General features: G+C 32.9%; 16 protein-coding genes. 5 read left to right on the top strand and 11 right to left on the bottom strand.

Annotated elements, in window-relative coordinates:
- Positions 1-116: 116 nt before the first annotated feature.
- The 10 genes from htpG to ACWJKS_RS07535 all read right to left on the bottom strand — a co-directional run bounded on the left by htpG (position 117) and on the right by ACWJKS_RS07535 (position 11,265).
- Positions 117-1,997, bottom strand: coding sequence for a molecular chaperone HtpG (gene htpG / locus ACWJKS_RS07580; RefSeq protein WP_216304044.1), 1,881 nt, complete (start codon positions 1,995-1,997; stop codon positions 117-119).
- A 341-nt stretch (positions 1,998-2,338) separates the two neighbouring features.
- Complete coding sequence (locus ACWJKS_RS07575) at positions 2,339-2,848, bottom strand: shikimate kinase (RefSeq protein ID WP_216304045.1); 510 nt, start codon at positions 2,846-2,848, stop codon at positions 2,339-2,341.
- Positions 2,849-2,851: 3 nt separating this feature from the next.
- Positions 2,852-3,676 (bottom strand): shikimate dehydrogenase, encoded by an 825-nt coding sequence (gene aroE / locus ACWJKS_RS07570; RefSeq protein ID WP_462953939.1) that lies wholly within the window; start codon positions 3,674-3,676, stop codon positions 2,852-2,854.
- A 40-nt stretch (positions 3,677-3,716) separates the two neighbouring features.
- Positions 3,717-4,856, bottom strand: coding sequence for a prephenate dehydratase (pheA, locus tag ACWJKS_RS07565; RefSeq protein ID WP_462960867.1), 1,140 nt, complete (start codon positions 4,854-4,856; stop codon positions 3,717-3,719).
- A gap of 13 nt (positions 4,857-4,869) precedes the next feature.
- Positions 4,870-5,940 (bottom strand): chorismate synthase, encoded by a 1,071-nt coding sequence (gene aroC, locus ACWJKS_RS07560; RefSeq protein ID WP_462960866.1) that lies wholly within the window; start codon positions 5,938-5,940, stop codon positions 4,870-4,872.
- The gene (aroA, locus tag ACWJKS_RS07555; protein ID WP_462960865.1) at positions 5,921-7,213 is read right to left on the bottom strand and encodes a 3-phosphoshikimate 1-carboxyvinyltransferase; all 1,293 of its coding nucleotides are present in this window, start codon (positions 7,211-7,213) and stop codon (positions 5,921-5,923) included. Before aroA ends, aroC begins: the two co-directional genes overlap by 20 nt.
- 28 nt (positions 7,214-7,241) lie before the next feature.
- On the bottom strand, positions 7,242-8,318 hold the full coding sequence (aroB, locus tag ACWJKS_RS07550; RefSeq protein WP_216304050.1) for a 3-dehydroquinate synthase: 1,077 nt from the start codon (positions 8,316-8,318) through the stop codon (positions 7,242-7,244).
- Positions 8,311-9,171 (bottom strand): prephenate dehydrogenase, encoded by an 861-nt coding sequence (locus ACWJKS_RS07545; protein WP_216304051.1) that lies wholly within the window; start codon positions 9,169-9,171, stop codon positions 8,311-8,313. Before ACWJKS_RS07545 ends, aroB begins: the two co-directional genes overlap by 8 nt.
- A gap of 12 nt (positions 9,172-9,183) precedes the next feature.
- A complete protein-coding gene (aroF, locus tag ACWJKS_RS07540; RefSeq protein ID WP_216304052.1) occupies positions 9,184-10,197 on the bottom strand; it encodes a 3-deoxy-7-phosphoheptulonate synthase in 1,014 nt (337 codons plus the stop codon).
- A 495-nt stretch (positions 10,198-10,692) separates the two neighbouring features.
- Positions 10,693-11,265: a glycerol-3-phosphate responsive antiterminator gene (locus tag ACWJKS_RS07535; RefSeq protein ID WP_165414344.1), complete on the bottom strand. Its 573-nt coding sequence runs from the start codon at positions 11,263-11,265 to the stop codon at positions 10,693-10,695.
- 267 nt (positions 11,266-11,532) lie between these two features.
- Here ACWJKS_RS07535 and ACWJKS_RS07530 point away from each other — a divergent pair, with 267 nt between their 5' ends.
- From ACWJKS_RS07530 to ACWJKS_RS07510, 5 genes are all read left to right on the top strand, one after another.
- Positions 11,533-12,972: an NAD(P)/FAD-dependent oxidoreductase gene (locus tag ACWJKS_RS07530; protein ID WP_165415054.1), complete on the top strand. Its 1,440-nt coding sequence runs from the start codon at positions 11,533-11,535 to the stop codon at positions 12,970-12,972.
- 15 nt (positions 12,973-12,987) lie between these two features.
- A complete protein-coding gene (locus ACWJKS_RS07525) occupies positions 12,988-14,247 on the top strand; it encodes an NAD(P)/FAD-dependent oxidoreductase (protein ID WP_462960864.1) in 1,260 nt (419 codons plus the stop codon).
- A gap of 6 nt (positions 14,248-14,253) precedes the next feature.
- Positions 14,254-14,619: a DUF1667 domain-containing protein gene (locus tag ACWJKS_RS07520; protein ID WP_220287842.1), complete on the top strand. Its 366-nt coding sequence runs from the start codon at positions 14,254-14,256 to the stop codon at positions 14,617-14,619.
- Between the two features lie 261 nt (positions 14,620-14,880).
- The gene (gene glpK, locus ACWJKS_RS07515; RefSeq protein WP_462960863.1) at positions 14,881-16,371 is read left to right on the top strand and encodes a glycerol kinase GlpK; all 1,491 of its coding nucleotides are present in this window, start codon (positions 14,881-14,883) and stop codon (positions 16,369-16,371) included.
- Between the two features lie 105 nt (positions 16,372-16,476).
- Positions 16,477-17,184, top strand: coding sequence for an MIP/aquaporin family protein (locus ACWJKS_RS07510; RefSeq protein ID WP_216304577.1), 708 nt, complete (start codon positions 16,477-16,479; stop codon positions 17,182-17,184).
- A gap of 159 nt (positions 17,185-17,343) precedes the next feature.
- On the opposite strand, the gene ACWJKS_RS07505 is transcribed toward ACWJKS_RS07510, so the two are convergent.
- Complete coding sequence (locus ACWJKS_RS07505) at positions 17,344-18,465, bottom strand: aminotransferase (protein ID WP_462960862.1); 1,122 nt, start codon at positions 18,463-18,465, stop codon at positions 17,344-17,346.
- Between the last annotated feature and the right edge of the window lies 1 nt (position 18,466).

Below are 18,466 nucleotides of genomic sequence, written 5' to 3'. Positions count from 1 at the left end.
TATGGGTTATATTTCACAATACAGAAACCATCTTCCAAATATAGCATATGCTTTTTTTATATATTTGTAACGCTTTTGCAAAGCTCTCTTAAATTTTTATTGAAAGCGTATTTTTCTTATATCATTACTTTACATATATTGTTTGTGAATTCTACCGGATCGTTAATCGGTAATCCTTCAATAAGTAGCGCCTGATTATATAATATATTAGTATATAAATCTAACTTAACTTTATCTTTTTCGAAAGATTCCTTAAGTACTTTAAACATATCATTATTTATATTTATTTCTAAAACCTTATCTGCTTTTATGTTTTCATTGTTAGGCATAGAATTTAATGTTTTTTCCATTTCTATTGTAAGGTCACCATCATTTGATAAACATACTGGGTAGTTCTTAAGTCTTTTTGATGCCCTAACATCCTTAACTCTACCTGTTAAAACACTTTTCATATGTTCAAATAATTCTTTATTGTCTTTTTCATCAGTGCTAGAAGGATTTTCTTTTTCATCTACTTCTATACCTAAGTCACCACTTGATACAGATTTAAATTCCTTTTCTTTGTACTTCATTATCATTTTCACAGCGAATTCGTCTACCTCATCCGTGAAATATAAAATTTCGAATCCCTTATCTGATACCATTTCAATTTGTGGTAATTTTTCAATTCGCGCGTTTGATTCTCCTGAAGCATAATAAATATATTTTTGATCCTCTGGCATTCTAGAAACATATTCATCTAAAGTAACATTCTTTTTCTCCTTTGATGAATAAAACAACAATAAATCTTGCAAAACATCTTTGTTACTTCCAAAATCGCTATAAATACCATACTTCAATTGTCTTCCAAATGCTTCATAAAATTCTTCATATTTTTCTCTTTCATTTTTAAGTAAACTATCTAACTCATTTTTAATTTTAGTTTTAATGTTTTTAGCTATAAGTTTAAGTTGTCTATCATGTTGCAGTACTTCTCTAGATATGTTAAGCGACAGATCTTCTGAATCAACTATTCCTTTTACAAAACTAAAATAGTCAGGCAATAAATCTGCACACTTATCCATGATTAAAACACCACTTGAATATAATTCTAAGCCTTTTTCATATTCTTTTGTATAGAAATCATAAGGCGTTTTTTCTGGAATATATAAAATTGAATTATAACTTATAACACCATCAACACTAATATGGATATGCCTTGCTGGTTTGTCAAATCCATAGTGCTTTTCAGCGTAAAAATTATCATAATCTTCATCAGTAAGTTCGCTTTTATTTTTTCTCCATATAGGAACCATGCTGTTTACAGTCTTTTCCTCAACGAAGTCTTCGTAGTCTGTTTCACTACCTTCTTTAAGTCTTGACTGACTTATATCCATTTTAATTGGATACCTAATGAAATCGGAGTATTTCTTTACAATAGATTTTAGTCCATTTTCATCAAGAAATTCATCAAAGTTATCATCTTCTGTATTCTCTTTTATTTTAAGTATAATTTCTGTTCCAACAGTATCTTTTGCGCAAGGTTCTATGGTATAACCCTCTGCACCATTAGATTCCCATTTATGTGCTTCATCACTACCAAAAACTTTACTTATAACAGTAATATTATCCGCTACCATAAATGCAGAATAAAATCCCACTCCAAATTGTCCAATTATGTCGTACCCATCTTTTATTTCATTTTCTTTTTTGAATGCTAAAGAGCCACTTTTAGCTATAACTCCTAGGTTATCACTAAGTTCAGCTTCTGTCATTCCAATTCCTGTATCAGAAATTTTTATTGTTCTAGTTAACTTATCACTGGCTATTGTAATATAGTAATTACCCTTATCAAAATTCAATGAATCATCCGCTAATGTCTTATAATAAATTTTATCAATAGCATCACTAGCATTAGAGATAAGTTCTCTTAAAAAAATATCCCTATGAGTATATATTGAATTTACCATCATATCCAGAATTCTCTTAGACTCCGTTTTAAACTGCTTTTTTTCCAATTAAAATTTCCCCTTTCGTACCAAATCTTCTTATTTTTTATTTTGTTAGCACTCTATGTTATCGAGTGCTAACGCTAGTTATAAACTACACCTTTTTTTATAATTTGTCAACGTACATAATATATTTTTCTTCCATCTCAAACATTTATTAATTTACTCTCTCCATTTTAAATATAGATAATTTGTTGTTTTGAATTTAATCTTATATATATATTACTTTATTTGAATTCATTTCACAATAATAATTTCCATATTACTCAATGCTAAATGATAAAATACTTGTTTACAATTATTTTTCAACGATACTGTTTAATAATCAACAGCTTTTTTTCTGTGTTAAGTTATTTAATTAACGACATCTCATTTATATATATTTCTATGATATTATTCACTACATCGTAAATATCACTAGTATTCATAACCTCATAGTCACAATATTGTTTGTACAAGTGACCTCTCTCCTCAAACAATCTATAAAGCTTAGATGGATCTTTTGCTAGTAAGGGGCGGGTCTCAACATCTATATCCGCTACTATATTTTCAATAGGACGGTTTATGTAAATTATAATACCATTTTTCTTTAAATTTAAAATATTTTCATGTTTTTTAATCACTCCACCGCCAGTTGAAATAATTACTCGATTTTTTTTAGATAATTTCTCAACTACTTTAGATTCTATGTCTCTAAATCCGGCCTCACCATTTTTAAACATTTCAGTAATCGTAAGATTTGTACTAGCTTCAATATATGCATCTATGTCTATAAATGCCATTTCTATCTTTTCTGCGATTATTTCTCCAATGACACTTTTACCACAACCGGGCATCCCAATTAAAACTATATTTTTCATCTTTTAATTTTCTACTCCCTTTTCTAGTTCATCATAAATTTCATCAATTATTATCTTTGGGATCTTAATATCATTCCAGATTTCCTGAGCAGCAATTGCCTGGCCAACTAGCATATAAAGACCATTAACTGCTTTTAAACCCGTCTCCTTCGCATACTTTAAAAATAGGGTTTCCTTAGGATTGTAGATCATATCTACAGCGGCGCCAAATTTACCAATATGTTTCTTTTCAATTGGAGAATTGTCCAAATTAGGATACATTCCAAGTGGTGTACAGTTTACCACTATATCTGACTCTTTAAGCCCTTGAATTTCATTATAAGAAATCAATTTACAACCATTAAATTTGCTGTTTTCCTTAATCCTTGAGATATCTCTTGTAACTACAGTAATTTCAGTTATTCCCTTATTTAATAAATATTGAACCACAGTAACTGCTACTCCACCGTTTCCAAGTATTGTTGCTTTTTTATTTTTCACTTCAATATCATACTTATTGAAAAGCATTCCAATTCCAAAGTAATCTGTGTTGTATCCAATAGTTTTGTTTTCCTCAAACTTTAGGGTGTTTACAGATCCTATCGCTTTTGCTTCTATGCTAACCTCATCAAGTAATTCCATAACCTTAATTTTATAAGGAATAGTTACATTAATACCTCTTGGTTTAATAACATTAAATCCGGCCATTGCTGCTTTCAGATCTTTGCTTTTAAATTCGAAGAGATGATAATAACCCTTCATATTCAATTTATTAAATACCATTGAATGTATTTGCGGCGAAACACTATGTGATAGTTTTTCTCCAAGTAAACCATATAACTCTGACATAACTCACCCTCATTTCTTAAGTAAAACTTACTAATATCATTTATTCATTGTCAATCATTTCACTTTTATAATTGCCCAATATTTTAAAATAACGGCTATTCTTTTTAATTAACTTAATTGAAGATATAATTTTATCTTCATCTATGTTTCCGTGGAAATCTATGTAAAAGAAATATTCCCATGGCTTATCCTTTATTGGTCTATATTCAATTTTCAAAAGGTTTATACCATTTTCTTCAAAATGCTTTAAAACATGATAGAGCGAACCTGCCTTGTGGGTAGTAGATAAAACTAAGCTTGTTTTATTGTTTCCGCTAGTTGACTCCAACTCTTTACCAATAACAACAAACCTAGTCATATTTGTTGCATTTGAATTTACATTTTTCTGCAAAATCTCAAGGTTGTATATTTCCGCTGCCTTAGCGCTAGCTATGGCTGCCAAGGTTTTGTCCTGTCTATCTTTAACTAACTGCGCACTTTTTGCAGTGCTGTTATAGGGAACTAACTTCCACTGCTTGTAGCCTTTTAAAAATTCCATACTTTGCTCTAATCCCTGTGGATGAGAGTAAACCTCTTTGATATCATCTAGTGTTGATCCTCTAATCCCCATTAAGTTTTGGCTTATTTTAAGATATTTTTCTCCTGTTATATAAAAATTATATTTATTTAGAAGGTCATAAACCGCGGATATTGCTCCTGTGGAAGAATTTTCTATAGGGATAACACCATAATTTATCTTCCCATATTTCAATTGCAAAAATATATCTTCAAACTCACTTATTGCTTTTGCGTCCACATTTTCACCGAAATATCCCTTTAAAGCTTGTTCGCTAAAGGAACCTGTTACGCCATAAAAACCAACTGTTAGCTTTTTCTCAGTAGCAAAAGCCCCCTCCCGATTTAAATTTTTGTTTTGAAACCCTCTACTTATTTCCATAACGGATTTGAAAAATTCTTCTACCTCTAAAAACAAATTTTTATTTTTAACTAAGTCTAAATTCTTCTTTATAACTATTTCTTCTCTAGCCTTATTTAAAACTTCCATATGATTATTTTTTTTATATTCAGCTACCTTTAAAACTACTTCCATACGCTTTTCAAATAATGATACAAGGCTTGAGTCAATTTTATCAATTTCACTTCTTAAATTATCTATATTAAAATCATCCAATTTACTCATTAAAGCACATCCTTCAAATAAAATCTAAAATACTCATTGCAGCGCAAGCTTCTATCACTGCTAGCGCTCTTAAAACTATGCAAGGGTCATGCCTTCCTGTAACAGATACTTCCGAATTTTCACAAGTCACCATATCAATGGTATCTTGAGTTCTTGCAATAGAAGGTGTTGGTTTCATAGCTACCCTAAAAACTATCGGCATTCCATTAGAAATACCACCATTAATTCCACCATTATTGTTAGTTTTCGTCAATACACTCCCATTTTTAATGCACGGTACATCATTTGATACGCTTCCCCGAAGTTTTGTTATTTGAAAGCCCATGCCAAATTCTACCCCCTTAACTGCAGGCACAGAAAATAGTAATTGAGCTAAATTGCTCTCTATAGAATCAAAGAATGGTTCCCCCAGTCCACAAGGCACATTTAATATAGTAGCTTCAATTATACCTCCAACCGAATCTGTTTCTTCCTTCGCCTTTAATATAATGTTCTTCATTTCTTTTCCCTTTGAATCATCAATTACAGGAAAATCTTTCTTTAGAATATCTGCTAATATCTGTTTCTTTAAATTGACTCCATCAAAATAACTATCAAACACATTCCCAATACTTAAAATGTGACTTCCTATTTCGATTCCCTTATCAAAAAGTATCTGTTTCGCAACAGCACCTGCAAAAACAAGTGGTGCTGTAATTCTTCCTGAGAAATGTCCGCCACCTCTATAATCGTTAAAGCCTGAATATTTAACCTTTCCTGTAAAATCAGCATGACCCGGTCTTACTAAATCCTTTAACTTATCGTAATCCTTCGAATTTTGATTTTCATTAAAAATAACGCTACAAAGAGGTGTCCCTGTGGTATATCCATTAAAATATCCACTTAGTATTTCAAATTTATCACCTTCTTTTCTTTTAGTTGAAAATTTATCTCGTCCTGGAGCGCGTCTTTGCATTTCACTATTAATAAAATCCATATCAAGCTTTATACCTGGCGGTAATCCATCAATAATTATTCCTATTCCTCTTCCATGCGATTCTCCAAAGATGGAATACTTTACTTTTTTACCCCATTGTCCGCTCATTAACTTTTCCTCCTAACCCCTTAAAATCCTCATAAAACTCTGGATAGGATTTTTTCACTGCCCCACTATCCTCAATTGTGAGCTTCTGCGTGCATCTAATTGAAGCAATTGCCATAGCCATAGCTATTCTATGATCATTCCAACTGCTTACAATTCCGCCCTTAAGCCATGGTTTACCATGAATTAGAAGTGAATCCTCTCTTTCAATAACCTCTGCTCCAATTTTATTTAGCTCTGTTGATATAGCTTTTAATCTATCAGATTCTTTTATTCTAACTCTAGCAGCATTAATGATCTCTGTTGTTCCATCGCTTAAAGCACCAAGCACCGCAGCAATTGGTACAAGGTCAGGACATTGTGATGCATCAATAACGGTGCCTTTTAAATTTGATTTTGAAGCCCTTATAATACCATCTTCAATAGTAATCTTTCCGCCCATATTTTTAATTATGTCCAATATTACTTTGTCTCCTTGAAGTGATTCCATATTTAAATCAATGCATTCAATTTCTCCACCTAAAACACCAGCAGCAAGGTAAAATGCAGCTTGAGAAAAATCGCCCTCAACTCTATAATCTCTTTTCATGAAATGTTGATTTCCTTTTATTTTAAATTCTCTATAATTATTATTTTCTACCTTTATCCCAAATTTAGAAAGCACATCTAGGGTTAAATCTATGTACCCAATAGATTCTATGGAACTAGTAATTTTAATCGTTGACTCTCCATTTAATAGAGGCAGCGCATAAATAAGACCGGTAATGAACTGAGAGCTTACATCTCCTCTTAGTTCAAAAATCCCAGGTTTAAGGCTCCCGTGTATTGTTAAAGGAAGACAACCATTGTTAGTAGTGTACTTTATATTCTGCTTATCAAAAATTTCATAATAAGGTTTAAGTGTTCTTTGTACTAGTTTGGACTTCCCTTTAAAGATTATTTTTTCTCCAGTTAAAATTGCTATAGGAATTAAAAAACGTAGTGTTGATCCACTTTCATTGCATTGTAGCTCGCTTCCCAAAGTTCCACCGCATGTAAGCTGAAGCTTACCTTTTCCACATACCACAAGATTGTTTGGGAATTGTTTAATCTTAACTCCAAGTTTCTCCATTATTTCACAAGTAGCTATTATATCCTCAGACATACTAATATTATTAATGGCACATTCATCGCCACTTAATCCTGCAGCTATAACCGCTCTATGGGATAATGATTTTGAAGGCGGAATTTTGACTTTTCCATTCAAAGAAAAAGGTTGAATTATAACTGACTTCATCGACGAACACCTCAATTCAATATAATAATTATTTAAGAATTTTTTGCAGATAACCCTTAATATTAGCTTCATTAATTTTTTCAATAAAACTATTTCCAATGGATTCTATTAATATGAAATTCATGGATTCCCCAATGTTTTTCTTATCATGACTAATAGTCTCAATTATATTCTCACTTTTTATTTCAGGTAACATCCAAGGCAAATTATACTTAATTAAAATATCTTTTATAGCACTTGCTGTTCCAGTTTTAGTCATTCCTAGTTCTTCTCCTAGTTTTGTTATAGAATACATCCCCATTGCCACTGCTTCTCCATGGGAATACACCTCAAAATTAAAGAATTGCTCAATTGCGTGACCGATGGTATGACCATAGTTTAATAACATTCTGCCCCCAGTATCCAACTCATCATCTTCAACAATAGCGGCCTTAATACTAAGGCAAGTATAAATGATTTTATCTATCTCTTTTAAAAGGGCTTCTTTGTTTTCATAATTCATTAATGTATAAAATAGCTCACTATCTTTTATTGCTCCATATTTTATAACTTCACCCATTCCATCACTAAAAAACTTGTCATTAAGTGTTCCAAGCAGTAATGGATCAATAAAAACTGCTGTAGGGCTATAAAAACTTCCCACAAGGTTCTTTCCACGAGGCAAATCTACTGCAACCTTACCACCTACACTACTATCCACCTGTGCTAGTAATGTAGTTGGAATTTGTATGAGTGGAATCCCTCTTAAAAAAGTTGCGGCTGCAAAACCACTCATATCTCCAACAACTCCACCACCTAAGGCAATTATAATATCTCCTCTGTTTATCTTAAAATCTAAAAGTTTATCATACACCTCTAAAAGAGTTTCGAAGGACTTGCTTTCTTCACCAGCTTTTACAACAATTTTAAAAGTTTCAAATCCTGACTCTTTTAATGAACAAATAAGCTTTTGCCCATAAAATCCATTAACATTAGAATCTGTTACTACGGCTATTTTTCTTCCTTTATATATCTTCTTAACTTCTGCTCCAATTTCCTCTAGTAATCCATTCTTAATGTATATTGGATAGCTTCTGCTAGAAGCTTTAACTTCTATACTATACACCTTTACTTATCTCCTTTCTCTTATTAGTTGCATTCTCAAACCTTTTCTTTAGAAAAGCTTCATCATGATTTATTATTGCATCTTTTATTTCTTTTATATTATTTTCAAAGTCTTCGATTTTGCTAACTATATTTTCTTCATTATAAAAAAGTAATTCAGGCCATAATTCACCATTTATAGTAGCAACTCTAGTGGTATCCTTAAAACTTCCTCCAACAAACTGGGGTATTCCGACAATTAAACTATTACAATCTATTAAGGAAACAGCTATAACATGTGGTAACTGGCTTGTATAAGCAATTATATCATCATGCTGATTCGGTGTAAGTCGTACCACACTTTTACACCCCATTCCCCTAACTATCCCCGTTACTAAATTTATATTCTCCTCTTTATTTCCATTAATTGGTGTCAAGATATAGTTAGCATTTTTAAACATATCTTTAGTTGCAGCCTTGAGCCCTGATTCTTCTTTTCCAGCCATTGGGTGACCACCGATAAAATCTAAATCATCTCTAAGTTCAATCATAATTTCACTTATTAAATTACTCTTAATTCCAGCAGTATCTGTAATAACTGCTCCACTTTTAAATAAGTTCATATTGTTTTTCACAAAATCTATAGTCTTTTGAGGATAAACTGCAAGTATCACAATATCCGAATTACTAAGTGGTATTTCTGGACTTGTATATCCTTTATCAATAATGTTCATTTCCTCAGCTATATCTAAAACATCTTTATCAATGTCAATAGCCCAAATATTTTTAGGTTTTAATTCTCTTAGTGCCATAGCAAAGGAGCCACCTATAAGTCCTAATCCTACAATTGTAATGTTAAAGTCTGTACAATCCAAATTTACCACCTCTTAAACTATTCTATTTTGTGTTTTTGCAATTACTCTTATGGAATTTACAAGATCCTCAAATTTCTCTGGTTTTAATGATTGTTGTCCATCACACAATGCATTGGTAGGATCGTTATGCACCTCAATTTCAAGACCATCTGCACCAACTGCTATAGCTGCTTTCGCAAGTGACTCTACTAACCACCATTTACCAGCGGCATGACTTGGATCTACTATAACTGGCAAGTGACTAAGCCTCTTAAGTACTGGAATTGCACTTAAATCTAAGGTGTTTCTTGTGAAAGTTTCGAAGGTCCTAATACCTCTTTCACATAAAACTACATTTTGATTTCCTTCAGACATTATGTACTCCGCAGACATAAGAAGTTCTTCAATTGTTGCACTCATACCTCTCTTTAAAAGTATTGTCTTATTACATCTTCCTACTTCTTTTAAAAGGTCGAAATTTTGCATATTTCTAGCTCCAATTTGAAGTACATCAGCATATTGCGATATTTTATCAACTAGTTCAACACTCATAACTTCAGTTACTATTGGAAGCCCCGTTATTTTTCTTGCTTCTAATAATATTTTTAATCCTTCTTCCTCCATTCCTTGAAATGCGTATGGAGAAGTTCTAGGTTTGTAAGCTCCGCCTCTTAGAAAATTAGCTCCTGCTAGCTTTACATCTTTTGCAATAGTTATCAATTGCTCTTCACTTTCCACAGCACAAGGCCCTGCAATTATCGCTAGTTCTTTTCCACCTATTATTCTGTTATCTACCTTTATTAATGAATCATCAGGATGAAAAAGTCTATTAGCTCTTTTGTAAGGAGCTTGAACTCTCATAACATTATCAACACATTCCTCTGCTTCAATCTGGCCTGCATTTATTGAACTTGTGTCTCCAACAATCCCTAAAATGCAACAGTTTTCTCCCTGTGTAATAAAGATGGCACAACCTAACCCCTCAAGTTTTTTCTTAATATTCATAATCTGTTCTTGTTTTGCAGTTGATTTCATTACGATTACCATTTAAAATTCCTCCTAAAATATTATTTTGATCTTAGTCTTAATAAGTCATTTAACTTATAAAAAATTATAAAAAAAGGAAGACCCCTTATAATGGGTCTTCCTTTTAAAAAAGGAGAACCCCTATAATGAGTCCTCCTTGCGTACAGACTTAGTTTACTTTCTATAAATCAGCATACGCTGGTATCATAGTTTTATTACTAAACTCATTATTAAAAAAAACCATATATTTTTTTTTGCACAAAAAGTAACTAACGCTAAAATAACGATAGCCCCAGCTAAAATAAAAATATACTTTTTTATTGATTTCCTTAATAATGATATTTTTCATAATAATAACACCTCACAAAAGTTTAAATTAATATCTTCAAATTCTTTAATGTTTAAATGATATAACATGTTAACATGTTTGTCAATGGTCTATTTCTCAAAAATTATAGGAACATAAGTTGATAACTAATTACCAACTTATGTTCCTATAAGAAAATCTCATCTTTACTATTCTTCAGATAAACCCCATAATTCTTGTTTTGACGTTGAAATAGCCATTGCTCCTGCGCTAATTGATTCCATTATATCCTTCTTATTTTGAATCAATCCCCCTGCTATAATTGGTACTCTCACTGCACTTCCTATATTTTTAATAATCTTACTTGCAACCCCAGGCATAACCTCTACAGCATCTGGAATTACAGATTGTATATTTCTTATTCCCGTTTCTAAAGCCAAAGAATCTACTGCAAATATTCTCTGTATAGCGCAGAATCCTAGCTTTCTCCCATTTTTTATATTTGTTGCCCTTGTAGTTATAATTCCATAAGGTTCTCCACATTGTTTTAGAAAAAGCAGCCCTGCATAATCTGCCTTTAATCCTTCTATTAAGTCCACGTGAACAAATACTACTTTGCCCGCCTCTTTAAGGTCCTCACATGTTTTCTTTAAATTTATTATGCTCCCATATAAGACAAACACAATATGAACATTACTAAGAATCACTTTTTTTAAATCCTGCTCATTTCGTATGGCTGCAATAACTGGGTTCTCTATTAATAATTGTTCTAGGTTTTCCAATGATGTACCCTCCAAAAATTTATTTAGGTTTATAAGATATAATTAATTAAATACTATCACATTCTCATTTCTCATTCAAGCAAATTCACATCATTCTGTTGTTGTTTCGAAATTATGTATGTTTTTAATTGGGACTTGTACTTCTTTAATTATTATGTTAGTATGTACTTAAATAAGTAAAGGCGGAGAAAAGAGAGCCTTGATGTATGGGTATTTTATACCTATTAATCAAGGTTCTCTTTTTATTTGCATTTAGGAGGTAAAAGGATGTTTGACGTAACTATTATTGGTGCTGGCATCATTGGCTGCTCAGTATCAAGAGAGCTATCTAAATATAATTTAAAAACATGTGTTATTGAAAAATCTAGTGATGTTGCTTCTGGTACAACAAAAGCAAATAGTGCAATAGTGCATGCAGGGTATGATGCTAATCCAAGTACTATTAAGGGAAAATTAAACGCAAAAGGTAATGAAATGTATACAAAACTTGCAAAGGAATTAGATTTCCCATTTAAGAGGAATGGATCATTGGTTCTGTGCTTTGACGAGAAACACATGAATGATCTTAAAGAATTACTAGAACAAGGCGAAAAAAATGGAGTACCTAATTTAGCTATTCTTGATGGAGATCAAGTTAGAGAAATGGAACCTAATGTAACATTGAGCTGTGTCGGTGCCTTATATGCTCCAACAGGAGGAATTGTTTGCCCATATGAAATGACTATTGCTATGGCTGAAAACGCATACACCAATGGCGTGGAATTTGAATTTGGAACTGAGGTCCTTAATATAGAAAAAAAACAAAGTTGTTACGTTATAAAAACTAATAAAGGCGACATTGAAACAAAAGTAGTAATAAATGCAGCCGGTTTATTTTCGGATGAAATTAATAATATGGTAAGCAATAATAAATTTAAAATACTTCCCAAGCTAGGAGAATATGTCTTATTTGATAAAGCTTGCGGAGATTTAGTTACAAAAACTATTTTTCAACTTCCAACTAAACTTGGAAAAGGAGTTTTAGTTACCCCTACTGTTGATGGTAACCTTCTAATTGGACCTAATGCTGTAGATCAAGATAACAAAACTGATCTTAGTACAACTCGCGAAGGCATCGATGATATCGTTTTAAATGCTCAATTAAGTATCCAAATGCCACTTCCTATGAATATGGTTATAACTTCTTTTGCAGGGAATAGATCAAAATGCGAGGGAAATGATTTTATAATTGGGGAAGCAGAAGACGCTAAGAACTTTATTAATGTAGCAGCAATTGATTCTCCAGGTTTAACTAGTGCTCCAAGTATTGCTGCAATGGTAGCTGATATAGTAACAGAAAAATTAGCACCGCAGGAAAATGTAAAATTCAACCCTATACGAAAAGGTACAAGAAAATTTAGAGAAATGTCAAACGATGAACGAAAAAAAATAATCAAGGAAATACCTGAATATGGAACAATTGTTTGTAGGTGTGAAACTGTAACAGAAGGTGAAATTATAGACTCTATAAGAAGACCTCTTGGAGCAAAAACACTTGATGGAGTTAAAAGAAGGACAAGAGCTGGAATGGGGAGATGCCAATCGGGCTTTTGTGCAACAAAAGTTGTAGATATTCTTTCAAGAGAACTTAATATACCACGATGCGCCATTACAAAATCAGGCGAAAATTCTATACTGCTCACTGGCAAAAATAAACAATCTTTATAAATTGGAGGAATATATATGCAAGAATATGATTTAATCATAATTGGTGGAGGTCCAGCAGGCCTTGCAGCTGCAGTTTCTGCAAAGGATCAAGGGATAAACAGCATTTTAATTATAGAAAGAGATAATCAATTAGGTGGTATTCTCAATCAATGTATTCATAATGGTTTTGGTCTTCACACCTTTAAAGAAGAACTTACTGGTCCTGAGTATTCACAACGGTTTATTGACAAGGTTATTGCACTTAATATCGAGTATAAACTAAATACCATGGTTCTAGATGTAAATGATAGTAAACAAGTTACTGCTGTAAATACAGAAGATGGTATATTGGAGCTCCAGGCAAAAGCAGTTATACTTGCAATGGGATGCAGAGAAAGACCAAGAGGAGCTTTAAACATACCAGGTGCAAGATGCGCAGGTATTTATACAGCTGGAACAGCTCAAAAATATGTTAATGTTGAGGGTCTAATGCCAGGAAAAGAAGTAGTAATACTTGGTTCTGGAGATATCGGACTTATAATGGCAAGACGAATGACCCTCGAAGGTGCAAATGTAAAGGCTTGTGTAGAACTAATGCCTCATTCAAGTGGGCTTAAGAGAAATATTGTACAATGCTTAGACGATTTTAATATTCCTTTAAAATTAAGCCACACTATAACAAATATACATGGGCATGATAGACTTTGCGGAGTTACTATAGCTCAAGTTGATGACTATAGGAAACCAATTAAGGGTACTGAGGAATACATTGCTTGTGATACATTACTCTTATCTGTTGGCCTTCTACCCGAAAATGAACTTTCTAGAAAAGCTAATGTTAAACTTTCCAGAGTTACTGGGGGTCCTGAGGTAGATGAAAGCATGCAGACGAGCATTTCTGGAATATTTACCTGTGGCAATGTGCTTCACGTTCATGATTTAGTAGATAATGTAACCACTGAAAGCTACACTGCTGGTAGAAATGCTTCTGATTATATAAAAGGAATTTACCATGCCGGAAAGAGTATTGAGATCTTCGCGACAGACGGAGTTAGGTATACAGTACCAAGTACTATCAATCCTGAAAATATCGATAACATAATAGATGTTAGATTTAGGGTTGGTGAGGTACATAAATCTGCTTATATATCTGTTTATTTTGATGATGTGCGCGAAATGCATTTAAAGAAAAAGATTCTTACACCAGGCGAAATGGAAAGCGTTAAATTAACTAAAGCAGTTTTTGATAAATATAGTAACTGTAAAAAGATTACCATAAAGGTAGAAAAGGAGTAGTTAACTATGAGTACAAGGGAATTAACATGCATAGGCTGTCCAATAGGTTGTGCTCTTGTGGTAGCGCTTGAGGGCAAAGAAGTTATTAGCGTTAAAGGAAATACCTGTAAGCTGGGAGAAACCTACGGCAAGAAAGAATGCACTAATCCAACAAGAGTCGTTACATCCTCTGTTTTAGTTTCAGGTGGGGAAAATGAGATACTTCCTGTTAAAACTGAGAGAGATATTCCAAAGGATATGATTTATGACTGCGTAAGAGCATTAAAAAATGTTATAGTAAAAGCTCCTATTTCTATAGGTGATGTGGTTCTAGAAAACATACTTGACACCGGAGTGAATATTATAGCAACTAAGAACGTTAAAGTGGTCTAATAGTATTACTTTAATAGTATATTAGTAATAGTGTATAACCCCTTCTTCTATAAGAGGGGGTTATACACTATAATAAAGAAAAAACTTCAGTGAGAGTATAAATTTCTTTCTGAAGTCGGTGATACTGCCGCTGCGCAGGTGATGATTTAACATTAACAACTAATCCAATAATAATTCACGATATTATATTAATTAATATCGTGTTTCCATAAATCATTAAGTAAACGATTACTATTAAACCGAAAAAGGAGTGTACAAATTATGGCTAAGTATGTAATGGCACTAGACCAAGGAACAACAAGTTCAAGATGCATTTTATTTAACAAAGAAGGACTTATTGCAAGTGTAGCTCAAAAAGAGTTTACACAAATATTTCCGAGTCCAGGTTGGGTTGAGCATGATCCTATGGAAATTTGGGCTACTCAATTAGGTATGGCACAAGAAGCTATGGCTAAAATTGGTGCCACAGCAAAAGATATCTCCGCTATTGGTATTACTAATCAAAGAGAAACTACAGTGGTTTGGAATAAAAACACTGGAGTACCTGTATACAATGCAATTGTTTGGCAATGTAGAAGAACCGCTGGCATGTGTGATGAATTAAAGACTGTAGGCTTTAATAAAGTAGTACGCGATAAAACTGGACTTATACTTGATGCTTATTTTTCTGGAACAAAAGTTAAATGGATACTTGATAATGTTGCTGGTGCTAGAGACGAGGCTGAAAAAGGTAACTTAATATTTGGTACTATTGATACATGGTTAATTTGGAAATTAACAAATGGAAAGGTTCATGTAACAGATTATACAAATGCTTCAAGAACACTTCTATACAACATTCATGAATTGAAATGGGACGATGAAATACTTAGTACTTTAGATATACCTAAATCAATGCTTGCAGAAGTAAAACCATCAAGCTGTGTTTATGGATACACCGATAATTCAATATTTGGTTCTCCAATTGCAATAGCTGGCGCAGCCGGTGATCAGCAAGCTGCCCTGTTTGGACAAACTTGTTATCAAGCTGGAACGGCTAAAAATACTTATGGTACTGGTTGCTTCCTATTAATGAACACTGGTGAAAAAGCAGTTGATTCCCACAATGGTTTACTTACAACTATAGCTTACGGCATTAATGGCAAAGTTAACTACGCTCTTGAGGGCAGTGTATTTGTTGCAGGTGCAACTATTCAATGGCTAAGAGATGAATTAAGAATGATAAAGACCGCACCTGAATCAGAGGAGTATGCCTGTGCTGTTGAAGATACAGATGGTGTATATATGGTGCCAGCATTCGTTGGACTTGGTGCTCCATATTGGGATCCATATGCAAGAGGAACAATAGTTGGTTTAACTCGCGGAACTAAGAAAGAACACTTTATACGAGCATCACTTGAATCCTTAGCTTATCAGACAAATGATGTATTAAAAGCTATGCAAGAAGATTCAGGTATTACACTTAAATCATTAAAGGTGGATGGTGGTGCATGTGCTAATAACTTCTTAATGCAGTTTCAGTCAGATATATTAGATGTTCAAGTTGACAGACCAAAAGTAATTGAAACAACAGCGTTAGGTGCTGCCTATTTAGCAGGCCTGGCAGTTGTATATTGGAAAGATCAGGAGGAAATTGCGAAAAATTGGGCACTATCAAGATCCTTTGAACCAAAAATGGGAGAAGAAAAGAGATTAGAACTTTTAAAAGGATGGCATAAAGCTATTGGAAGATCAAGAAATTGGTCGAAATAAGGAAAATAAAGCTATAATATGATATGATATGAAATGTATTCAAATATAGATGCAATGCAATACATTTCATCTATAAAGATATTCGAAAATTAGGGGGAAAATAAAATGTCAACAAAACTATTAGCTGAATTTTTTGGTACTATGATACTTATTCTTTTAGGAGACGGTGTAGTTGCAGGCAGTGTACTAAACAAAAGTAAGTCTCAAAATAGCGGATGGATTGTAATTGCATCTGGTTGGGCAATGGCCGTTATGTTGCCAGCGTTCATTTTTGGTGCAATAAGCGGTGCTCACTTTAACCCAGCGCTTACTATTGCTTTAGCTGTTGCTGGAAAATTTTCCTGGGCGCAAGTTCCTGGTTATGTTATAGCCCAAATGTTAGGAGCTATGGCTGGAGCTACACTAGTATGGCTTACATACTTAGAACACTGGAAGGCAACAGATGACCAGGCTGGAAAACTCGCAGTATTTTGTACAGGACCAGCAATTAGAAAGTATTCTTCAAACTTTTTAACTGAAGTAATCGGAACATTTGTATTGGTTTTTGTTATATTAGGTATAGGTGGTGTTACAGCTGCTGCAGGATTACCAACATTTGTTGTTGGAGGATTAATTTTGGGTTTAGGACTTTCTTTAGGTGGACCAACGGGATATGCAATAAATCCAGCAAGAGATTTAGGACCAAGAATTGTTCATGCAATATTACCAATAGCCGGTAAAGGAGATTCTGATTGGGCGTATTCATGGATTCCAGTATTTGCCCCAATAGTTGGAGCAGTACTTGCAGCATTAGTTTGGGTAGCTGTATTTTAGTAAATCATGTAGTCATTAAATTGGAACACATAGATCCTCAATAAACTAAATTAAAAGTTTACATGCAAGCCGTAAGTATTTTCATCTTATGACTTCCATGTAAACTTTTTTATTTGTAAAATATATTAACTTTGTAAGTATAAATTATTTTAGATTAGATTATTTATCAAACTTTGTTAAATAAGCAGATAGCTCTTTTAATCCATTTATTAATATATTTGAATGCGAACAGTATCCTAACCTAGCATGCCCCGGAACATCAAAACGATTGCCTGGAACTAAAAGAACTCCTTTTTCTTTTAGAATATCTATGCAGAATTGTTCAATATCAACAGGTATATCTAATTTTATAAATGATGTAGAAACATATTTCGGAAACACTAATGAAACGCGAGGTTCATTTTTAATCCATTCCTTAACAATTTCTAAATTCGTATGGATAATTTTTTTATTTCTATCTAGGACTAATTCTTTATTTTTTAATACATGAACAGCTAGATAATCATCAAAAACACCTGCGCAAATCATAGTGTAATCACGATACTTCCTAAATGAATCTGCTAATTCTTTATTGCTAGCAATCCAACCAACACGTATTCCTGGAACTGAATATGTTTTTGATAGACTATTTGTAGAAATCCCTTTATCATATAGGTCTACTATTGATGAAACAGAAATGTCAGAATCTAAAGGTTTATATACTTCATCAACTAAAATGTAAGCACCCACAGCATCCGCAATCTTAACTATTTCTTTTAGAAAGTTATCATCAAAAATAGTCCCAGTAGGATTATTTGCATTATTCAAACAAATCAATTTTGTATTTGGACGCATTAATTTTTTTAATTCATCTAACTTAGGTAGCCAGTCATTATCTTCATAAATTTCCCAAAACTCCACTTCAGCACCAAAAGACTTTGGAATCTCATATAATTGTTGATAGCTAGGATGCATGGCAATCACATGATCATTTAGCTCAATTAATGAATATAAAGCTAATAAATTTGCGCCAGTTGCTCCATTAGTTTGTAGAATATTTTCAGCTGGAACATTTTCATATAATTTACTAACCTCTTTTTTAAACTCTGGGGACCCTTCTATCCATCCATAGTTCATTTTTGTTTTTAATAGTCCATGGAAAAATTCCTCTGGAGTTGTCCCATCTATAGATATTATTTCCTCTAATGAAAATGAAGCTATTGAGCTTCCTGCTATATCATATATAGCATCATTTTCCCAAACATTTAACCATTCTTCAACGCCAAAATTTGCAATTTTCATA

Source organism: Clostridium sp. CM038 (assembly GCF_055081105.1).
Note: the sequence above shows the minus strand (reverse complement) of the source record. Positions and strands in the feature narration are given on the sequence as shown.

What these genes read in the sequence shown, in the direction of transcription:
- ACWJKS_RS07510 (WP_216304577.1), top strand. Translation starts at nt 16,477, where the DNA reads ATGTCAACAAAACTATTAGCTGAATTTTTTGGTACTATGATACTTATT.
- aroA (WP_462960865.1), bottom strand. Translation starts at nt 7,213, where the DNA reads ATGAAGTCAGTTATAATTCAACCTTTTTCTTTGAATGGAAAAGTCAAA.
- ACWJKS_RS07530 (WP_165415054.1), top strand. Translation starts at nt 11,533, where the DNA reads ATGTTTGACGTAACTATTATTGGTGCTGGCATCATTGGCTGCTCAGTA.
- ACWJKS_RS07575 (WP_216304045.1), bottom strand. Translation starts at nt 2,848, where the DNA reads ATGAAAAATATAGTTTTAATTGGGATGCCCGGTTGTGGTAAAAGTGTC.
- pheA (WP_462960867.1), bottom strand. Translation starts at nt 4,856, where the DNA reads ATGAGTAAATTGGATGATTTTAATATAGATAATTTAAGAAGTGAAATT.
- ACWJKS_RS07525 (WP_462960864.1), top strand. Translation starts at nt 12,988, where the DNA reads ATGCAAGAATATGATTTAATCATAATTGGTGGAGGTCCAGCAGGCCTT.
- aroF (WP_216304052.1), bottom strand. Translation starts at nt 10,197, where the DNA reads ATGGTAATCGTAATGAAATCAACTGCAAAACAAGAACAGATTATGAAT.
- aroC (WP_462960866.1), bottom strand. Translation starts at nt 5,940, where the DNA reads ATGAGCGGACAATGGGGTAAAAAAGTAAAGTATTCCATCTTTGGAGAA.
- glpK (WP_462960863.1), top strand. Translation starts at nt 14,881, where the DNA reads ATGGCTAAGTATGTAATGGCACTAGACCAAGGAACAACAAGTTCAAGA.
- aroE (WP_462953939.1), bottom strand. Translation starts at nt 3,676, where the DNA reads ATGTCAGAGTTATATGGTTTACTTGGAGAAAAACTATCACATAGTGTT.
- ACWJKS_RS07505 (WP_462960862.1), bottom strand. Translation starts at nt 18,465, where the DNA reads ATGAAAATTGCAAATTTTGGCGTTGAAGAATGGTTAAATGTTTGGGAA.
- ACWJKS_RS07520 (WP_220287842.1), top strand. Translation starts at nt 14,254, where the DNA reads ATGAGTACAAGGGAATTAACATGCATAGGCTGTCCAATAGGTTGTGCT.